Genomic DNA, 2,823 nt, shown 5'->3' on the forward strand with positions numbered 1-2,823 from the left:
CGAAACCGTATGTTTGCTATCTTTTTGCTACCTGTTTGCTACTTGTTTGCTATCTGTTTGCTACTTGTTTGCTACCGCTACCCTCTGCTGTGAAAAGAGTCAGGCACGTTAGCGATGTATACATCGCCGCGCCGCAAGGGTTCCCCTTCCGAATCCCGTTCATCTCTGCGCGCTGATCACCCCAGGTTAAATCCGACCCCTTTGGCAATAAATCCTGCCATGCCTGACGGCCTGGCCAACGCCTCACGGCCGCACAGTAAACTGCGCACCCGTTCACCGTTATCAGGGTGGTTCATGATGGCTTTCAGGGCGCTCGCCGGATTTTAGCCGCTAAAATGGAGGCCAGGCATGTCTGTGCATAGCCATGCAGCTGCGCAAAAATCATCAGGGGCGTTTTTCAGTGTTTGGGATAGGGAAAGGTGCCGGAAATCGGCCGGACGCGGCAGAAACGCCTTCAGGCCGTCTGAGAAGGTGCGGGCAACGGATGTTATGGTAAATTCTCTAGGTAAGCATAGAAGGGGGCTGGCTATGAAGTTTGGGGTTAGTGAAGAGGATATACAGATCACTATCAATGGTTGATACAGGCTCAACACCCGCTGTTTAAGCATCTTCAGGAATAACGATGCTGCCTTAGGTCTTCACATAAATACACAGGTGTAGAGACAAAAAGCCCCTATGGTTAGGAGCTTTTCTTTACCTAAATGAAATATCGTTTTTAGATATTTTCATAAAATTCATGGACCTGTTTTTCAGGAGCATCCAAGTTCCGTGGGCGGTAAACCACCTCAACTTCTTCAAGATTTACTTTATCTTGAGCACGATATAAACCATATGCTATTTGCATTTTCATCCAAGAGTCAGCAGAACGCCCTAAGGCTTTTGATAGGCGTAATGCCATTTCATAAGAAAGGTCAGCTTTTTGGTTTACTAACCGGCTAACGGTTGATGTATCAACACCAAGCTTTTCTGCAAACGTTCCTATTTGAAGCTCTAACGGCTCTAAATATACTTCGCGGATAAACTCGCCGGGGTGCATAGGTTTTTGCAATGTAAACATGCAACCTCCTAAATACTCTGATTTTGCGCCTTGCGCAACGCGCAAACCTATTGACATAAGCAATCCATTTGTGATAAAATGGATTAGTTAAGGGTAATTTTTTTCTTAACGTTAACAGTTTGGTTCTTCTGTTTTGTTCTTGTAGTTACTATCTGGCAGTTCTAAAGCTTCGCAGGCGTAGAATACTACCTATAAATAGAACATAGTCAAGAAACTTTACTAAACAAGAAGAACTTCTAAAACATAAAAATTTTCATATGGAGAAGTTCAATGATTAAAAATTTTAAATCCAAAAAACTAAAACAATTTAACAGTGGTGATACAAGTAAGGTAGCACAAGCGCATAAAAAGAAAATAGAGATTATCTTAAACGCTTTAGATACCGCTACTTCAATAAATGATCTTGACCTTCCTGGTTTGGATCTTCATTCGTATGCTGAATATACCCCAACCCGCTGGTCATTAAAGGTGTCGGCGAACTATCGTATTTTCTTTGAGTGGGATGGTGCCAACGTCCGTAATGTGGATTACGACGATCCACATTAATCTCAGTTAAATCAACGACTTAGGTCATGGGCTTGAATCACTAAAGTGATTCAAGCCCATGAGGCTATTATATGGTTTTTTTTTATTAAGTCAATGGCTTGGTAAAGATAATTTCTTGAGATTGAGTGGGACGCAGAGTATCTTTAATCCTGAAACGAAAAAACCACCTGGGGAGGTGGTTTTTCGAAGGTTCAGCAAGTTGGGGAACTTCTGAACCGTGGTAACAGGGTGTACAAGACCGCTGCCACCAAATACGTCCTTCCAGTTTAGCCGTAGTTAGGCTGATACTTCAAGAACTCTGCATTAGTAATCTCTTGTACACCCTCTTACCAGTGGCCGCTGCCAGTGGCGATAAGTCGTGCCTTTCCGGGTTGGACTCAAGACGATAGTTACCGGAAAAGGCGCAGCGGTCGGACTGAACGGGGGGTTCGTGCATACAGTCCAGCTTGGAGCGAACTGCCTACCCGGAACTGAGTGTCAGGCGTGGAATGAGATAAACGCGGCCATAACAGCGGAGTGACACCGGTAAACCGAAAGGCAGGAACAGGAGAGCGCACGAGGGAGCTACCAGGGGGAAACGCCTGGGATCTTTATAGTCCTGTCGGGTTTCGCCACCACTGATTTGAGCGTCAGATTCTGTGATGCTTGTCAGGGGGGCGGAGCCTATGGAAAACCGGCAACACCGCGGCGTTTTTTTCCCTCTCATCGTCCCTCATGGCTTCATCTTTTGATGTGCCTGTTCCCTCCGCTCGCCGCAGCCGAACGACCGAGCGCAGCGAGTCAGTGAGCGAGGAAGCGGAATATATTCGGCCTCACGTCCGGCACCTTACACTCCGTAACTGCATTTTTTCATAGGATGCAGGATAGGGCTAACGCCGCAAAGTGACGTCACCTGACGTTCCTGGATTACAAAGGTTAAAGCAGCGGACAGGAAATGTTTTGTGCCCACAGCTATGCTGGCTTATTCACAAAACAGCGGGACAATATGTGTTTTTGGAGTACCGCCGGCACGCCAATGACTCCTGGTCAGGTTCCGCCCGAAACCGTATGTTTGCTATCTTTTTGCTACCTGTTTGCTACTTGTTTGCTATCTGTTTGCTACTTGTTTGCTACCGCTACCCTCTGCTGTGAAAAGAGTCAGGCACGTTAGCGATGTATACATCGCTAACGTGCCTGACTCTTTTCACAGCAGAGGGTAGCGGTAGCAAACAAGTAGCAAA

General features: G+C 46.2%; 2 protein-coding genes. One reads left to right on the forward strand and one right to left on the reverse strand.

Going from position 1 to position 2,823, the window contains the following annotated elements; all coding sequences use genetic code 11:
• Window positions 1-715: 715 nt before the first annotated feature.
• A complete protein-coding gene (locus C3451_RS24055; RefSeq protein ID WP_224706373.1) occupies window positions 716-1,114 on the reverse strand; it encodes a HigA family addiction module antitoxin in 399 nt (132 codons plus the stop codon).
• Between the two features lie 213 nt (window positions 1,115-1,327).
• On the opposite strand from C3451_RS24055, the gene C3451_RS24060 reads away from it, so the two are divergent.
• The gene (locus tag C3451_RS24060) at window positions 1,328-1,603 is read left to right on the forward strand and encodes a type II toxin-antitoxin system RelE/ParE family toxin (protein WP_094544860.1); all 276 of its coding nucleotides are present in this window, start codon (window positions 1,328-1,330) and stop codon (window positions 1,601-1,603) included.
• Window positions 1,604-2,823 lie beyond the last annotated feature (1,220 nt).

It is taken from the genome of Enterobacter sp. 301B, from assembly GCF_003850715.1.
Lineage (GTDB): Bacteria > Pseudomonadota > Gammaproteobacteria > Enterobacterales > Enterobacteriaceae > Enterobacter > Enterobacter intestinihominis.